The following is a 4,921-nucleotide window of genomic DNA, read 5'->3' as shown; positions in this document are numbered from 1 at the left end:
TCGCCGCACCGGTCGCGGCCGCCCCCCGGGCCCGGCGCCGCAGCCTCGCCTACCTCCAGGCGGCGCCGCTGGCCCTGGTGTTCCTGGTCTTCCTGGTGGTGCCGCTGCTGCTCACCGCCGTGGTGTCGTTCTGGGAGTACAACGAGTACGCGATCACCCCGGCGCTGACCCTGCAGAACTACGCCGACCTGTTCGACGGCTGCCTGTCGGCCGACCTCTGCACCACGATCCGGACCTATCTCTCGACGCTGAAATTCGTCGCCCTGACGCTGGCGATCACCCTGCCGCTGGGCTTCTCCATCGCCTACTTCCTGGCCTTCCACGTCCGCTCGGACACGGTGCGGATGGGCCTGTTCCTGCTCTGCACGATCCCGTTCTGGACCTCGAACGTGATCCGCATGATCTCGTGGATCCCGCTGCTCGGGCGCAACGGCCTGGTCAACGACACGCTCCGCAGCCTCGGGCTGATCAAGGCGCCGATCGAGGGCCTGCTCTATTCCGACTTCGCGGTGGTGCTGGCCTTCGTGCACCTCGACACGGTGTTCATGATCGTGCCGATCTTCAACAGCCTGGCGCGGATCGACCGGTCGCTGATCGAGGCGGCGCGGGATTGCGGCGCGTCCGGGTTCCAGACCCTGTGGAACGTGGTGCTGCCGCTGACCAAGCCCGGCATCGCCATCGGGTCGATCTTCGTGGTCACGCTCGTGATGGGCGACTTCGTCACGGTCGGCATGATGGGCGGCCAGCAGATCGCCAGCGTCGGCAAGGTGATCCAGGTGCAGATGGCCTACCTGCAGTTCCCGGCCGCCGCCGCCAACGCGGTGGTGCTGCTCGCCGCCGTGCTGCTGATGATCCTCGGGCTCACCCGGATGATCGACCTGCGCAGGGAACTCTGAGGATGGAGCTGTAGGATGGACCGGCCGCGCGGCTTCGCCTTCTACGGGCTCGCCGGGATTTTCTGCCTCTACGTTCTGTTCCTGTACGGGCCGACCCTGACGATCCTCACCCTGAGCTTCCAGGGCCCGTCCGGCGGCCTGACCTTCCCGATGAACGGGGTCTCGACCCACTGGTTCGCCAAGCTGTGGGAGGGGGTCGGCGTCGTCGACATCTGGGCGGCGCTGCGGCGCTCGCTGATGCTCGGGCTGGTGGTGATGGCGCTCACCGTCACCCTCGCGTTCTACGCCGGCCTCGCCTTCCGCAAGGGGTTCGCCGGCGCCGGCCTGGTCTTCGCCCTGGCGGTGTCGAGCCTGATCGTGCCCTCGATCGTGGTCTCCCTCGGGATCGGTCTGGAGTTCCGGCTGCTGGACGACGCGGTCAAGGCGCTGGCCGAGGCCACGGGCTGGGGATTCCTGCAGGACCACGGCACGTTCATGGGCCTCTTCACGTCGGCACTCGGGGCGCACCTGACCTGGACGCTGCCCTTCGGGCTGCTGATCATGTTCGCGGTGTTCAACCGGTTCAGCCCCGCCTACGAGGAGGCCGCCCGCGACCTCGGCGCCACCGGGGCGCAGACCCTGCGGCACGTGGTGGTGCCGATCCTGGCCCCGGCCCTGGTCGGCGTCGCCCTGTTCGGCTTCACCCTGTCGTTCGACGAGCTCGCCCGCACCAGCCAGGCGATCGGCGGCCGCAACACCCTGCCGCTGGAGCTTCAGGGCCTGACCACCACGGTGACGACCCCGGAGATCTACGCGCTCGGCACCACCACGACGGCGTTCTCCGCCCTGGTGATCGGCACCGCGCTCGGCCTGACCGTGTGGCTGCAGCGGCGCCGGGCCCGGCGGGCGCTCGCGGGGCTGCGGCCGTAAGGGGGCGGTTGGACGGGCAGTCTGTTGCCGGTTGAGGCGCGGCCCTTTCCCGGACGTCTGGCCCGGACGCCTGGAACGTCAGTGGACGGCGATCCGGGACCTCGCAGGCCATGCGCCGCGCAAGCGGCACCATCGAGACGCGGCGTTGCCGCGAAGGGACGCCTCGCGTCGTCCTGTGCTGGGTCCCATTCCGCTGACGCCGCATGCGCTCGGGACAAGGGGCGACGCCCGCATGGCAACGCTCTGCGAGTCAGTTTTCGTGGAGCCGGCATCGGCGACCATCACGCGTCAAGCTTGGCAGCGTTCATCCGCTCGGCGTAGTGGGCGCGCAACGCGGCGAAGACTTCAACGGCAGGAATCGCCGGCCGGGCCGCCAATCGGCCTCGGGCATGTCGACCCGCGATGCTGCCAAGGTGAAAGCGACAGCGCACCGAACATTGCCAATCCGCCCCCATCCGTGTATGCGCACCGCGCGCCCTCCGACACCCTTGGAGGCAGGGGCGCACCGGGAAGGTCACAGCCGTCCGCGTCGGGCGGCTTTTTCCGTTTTCCGGGTCCAGCCAGCATTTGAAGGATCACGCCATGAGCGCAGTCAAGACGCTTGAGGCCGTGGCACGCGACCGGGTCGGCAAGGGGGCCGCCCGGGCCGTTCGTCGCCAGGGTCAAGTTCCCGCCGTCGTGTACGGAGGCGGCCAGCCGCCGCAATCCATCGCCATCGACCTCGTCCGCGCCCGCACCCTGATCTACGCCGGCGGGTTCAAGACCACGTTGTTCGAGATCAAGGCCGGCGGCAAGACCGTCCGGGCGATCCCGCGCGACTTCCAGCTCGACCCGGTCTCCGGCGTCCCGCTGCACGTCGACTTCCTGCGCGTCGTCTCCGGTCAGACCGTGACCGTCGAGGTGCCGGTGCACTTCATCAACGAGGACGCGGCCCCCGGCATCAAGAAGCTCGGCGGCACCCTCAACATCGTTGCCCACACCCTGACCCTCGAGGTCGCCCCGGACCAGATCCCGGACGCGATCGAGGTCGACCTGACCGGTCGCGAGATCGGCGACGTGATCCACGTCTCCGACGTCAAGATCCCGGCCGGCACCCACACGGGCGAGCCCACCGATCCGGTGGCCAACATCGTGCCGCCGACCGTGCTGGGCGCCGAGGTCGAGGCCGAGGAGGCCGCGATCGCCGAGGCGCAGTCCGCCGAGGCCGCCGAGGAGAAGGCTGCTGAGGAGAAGGCCGAGGAAGAGGCCGAGGACGCCGAGAAGAAGGACGGCGAGGAGGCCTGAGCCCCGTCGCAATCCATGTCGCGTCGAGAGCCCCGGTCCCCGCCGGGGCTCTCTTCGTTTCCGGGGGCTCATCGCCAAGTCCATGGGTTTCCAAAGGGCTCAGCCCTTTGGCGGGGTATCGGGGCAGAGCCCCGATGGACCAGGGCTCTGCCCTGGACCCGCAAAAGGTCTCGGACCTTTTGAAACCGGGATCGTCCTACGGATACAGCCGCGACCGGCTCCAGCCGTCGCCGTCCCGGGTGAACCGGACCCGGTCGTGCAGGCGGAAATCGCCGTTCTGCCAGAACTCGAGCGACACCGGGGCGATGCGGAAGCCGGTCCAGTGCTCCGGCCGGGGGATCGGGCCGTCCTCGTAGCGGGCGGCGAGGTCCTGCACCTCGGCCATCAGCGTGGCGCGATCGACGAGGGGGCGCGATTGCCGGCTGGCGATGGCGCCGAGCCGGCTCTCCCGGCGGCGACTCTCGAAATAGGCGTCGGCCTCCTCCGGCGTCACCGGCGAGACCGGCCCCCGGGCGCGGACCTGCCGGCGCAGGCTCTTCCAGTGCAGCACCAGGGCGGCCTGCGGGTTCTGAGCCAGCTCCTCGCCCTTGGCGGATTGGAGGTTGGTGTAGAACACGAAGCCGTGCGCATCGAAGCCCTTCAGCAGCACCATGCGCACGTCGGGCAGCCCGTCCGACCCCGCGGTGGCCAGCGCCATGGCGTTCGGGTCCTCCGGCTCGGCGGCCTGGGCCTCGCGCATCCAGGCGTCGAACAGCGCGACGGGGTCGTCGCTGAGGGTAAAGTCCGAGGTCGGGGCAACCGCGCCGGCGCTCGGGTCATCGGTCCTTAACTGATCCACGGCAAGACTCCTGCCTGCCGCGTCCAGGGCCTGAGGGGGCCACCGACATCGGCATGTTCGGTCGAGCGGATAGCCCGTCGTGAGTCAGGTGTAATGCGGCGATGCGCGTGTAAAGAGCCAAGCCGACGGTTGCGCGCCCCTGTGGCGATGACGGCCGTGTCGCTGGCGATGCTCCTGTGCAGCTGCAGCCAGCCGCTGCTGGTGTTCCGCGGCGAGCCCGCTGCGGCGAACCCGCCCGTGGCCGAGGAGCCCGTGGTCACCGGCAGCATCGAGAAACGGCCCACGAGCTTCGGCAGCGACCTCGGCGAGGAGGATTGGCGGCGCGCCCGCGCGGCGCTGTCGGTCGCCCTCGATCCGCAGGGCAACGGCCGGCCGGTGAAGTGGGACAACCCGGAGACCGGGCTGCACGGCGCGGTCAACCCGACCGGCCTGCCTTACGTGGCCGACGACCTGATCTGCCGCAACTTCCTGGCCTCGGTCATCGGCCCGGGCCGCAGCCGCTTCGTGCGCGGCACCGGCTGCAAGCCGTCCGGCGGCCATTGGACGCTCAAGCGGGTCCGGTCCGCCGGGTCGGAGCGATCCTGACGCGCGCGCGTCGCTCCTGACGTCAGACGGGAGCGGGACCGTGCAACCGGCAGCGGAAGCGTCGATCCCGCATGGCCCGCGCGGGTTTTGACGATCCCGCATCGCGTTCGGAGCGTCCGTACCGCTGTGAGCGACGCTTTCGGCGAGCGGGCGCCAATACGCATCCCCTCGCTCGGTGCGCGGGAGAAGGGAACCCGCGCTTCGTTCTGGGTCTGCGAAGTCCCTTTCCTGCACGGGCGCAGGACTACCGCACCGGAGAATGGGCCCGTCGCGACCTGGGGAGGCGCTACGGACCCGTACGATCGCCGGAAACGGCTCGCGACCCGTGGGCCGAACCCGTCCTCAGTACGGGTAGCCGTAATACGGCCGCATGCGCAGGCGCGGCTGGGCGGCCGGCGGGGTGGCGGCG

Annotated in this window: 5 protein-coding genes; 4 read left to right on the top strand and 1 reads right to left on the bottom strand. The window is 70.0% G+C overall.

What is annotated here, in order from left to right:
* The 3 genes from FV228_RS20235 to FV228_RS20225 form a co-directional block, all read left to right on the top strand.
* Nucleotides 1-896, top strand: an 896-nt coding sequence (locus FV228_RS20235; protein ID WP_147856257.1) for an ABC transporter permease, incomplete at its 5' end; no start/stop codon positions are given.
* 15 nt (nt 897-911) lie between these two features.
* The gene (locus FV228_RS20230; RefSeq protein ID WP_147856256.1) at nt 912-1,805 is read left to right on the top strand and encodes an ABC transporter permease subunit; all 894 of its coding nucleotides are present in this window, start codon (nt 912-914) and stop codon (nt 1,803-1,805) included.
* A gap of 582 nt (nt 1,806-2,387) precedes the next feature.
* The gene (locus FV228_RS20225) at nt 2,388-3,089 is read left to right on the top strand and encodes a 50S ribosomal protein L25/general stress protein Ctc (protein ID WP_147856255.1); all 702 of its coding nucleotides are present in this window, start codon (nt 2,388-2,390) and stop codon (nt 3,087-3,089) included.
* 196 nt (nt 3,090-3,285) lie between these two features.
* Here the strand turns inward: FV228_RS20225 and pdxH are convergent, their stop codons facing one another.
* Nucleotides 3,286-3,927: a pyridoxamine 5'-phosphate oxidase gene (gene pdxH / locus FV228_RS20220; protein WP_147856254.1), complete on the bottom strand. Its 642-nt coding sequence runs from the start codon at nt 3,925-3,927 to the stop codon at nt 3,286-3,288.
* Between the two features lie 93 nt (nt 3,928-4,020).
* On the opposite strand from pdxH, the gene FV228_RS20215 reads away from it, so the two are divergent.
* The gene (locus FV228_RS20215) at nt 4,021-4,512 is read left to right on the top strand and encodes an RT0821/Lpp0805 family surface protein (RefSeq protein WP_246693964.1); all 492 of its coding nucleotides are present in this window, start codon (nt 4,021-4,023) and stop codon (nt 4,510-4,512) included.
* The last annotated feature ends 409 nt before the right edge of the window (nt 4,513-4,921 follow it).

The sequence above is a fragment of the Methylobacterium sp. WL18 genome (genome assembly GCF_008040015.1).
In the GTDB taxonomy this organism is placed as follows: Bacteria; Pseudomonadota; Alphaproteobacteria; order Rhizobiales; family Beijerinckiaceae; genus Methylobacterium; species Methylobacterium mesophilicum.
This window is presented reverse-complemented; position numbering and strand designations above follow the sequence as displayed.

Bases quoted from the DNA above. Each gene is read 5' to 3' on its own strand.
- FV228_RS20225 (WP_147856255.1), top strand. From the start codon at position 2,388: ATGAGCGCAGTCAAGACGCTTGAGGCCGTGGCACGCGACCGGGTCGGC.
- FV228_RS20215 (WP_246693964.1), top strand. From the start codon at position 4,021: ATGCGGCGATGCGCGTGTAAAGAGCCAAGCCGACGGTTGCGCGCCCCT.
- FV228_RS20230 (WP_147856256.1), top strand. From the start codon at position 912: ATGGACCGGCCGCGCGGCTTCGCCTTCTACGGGCTCGCCGGGATTTTC.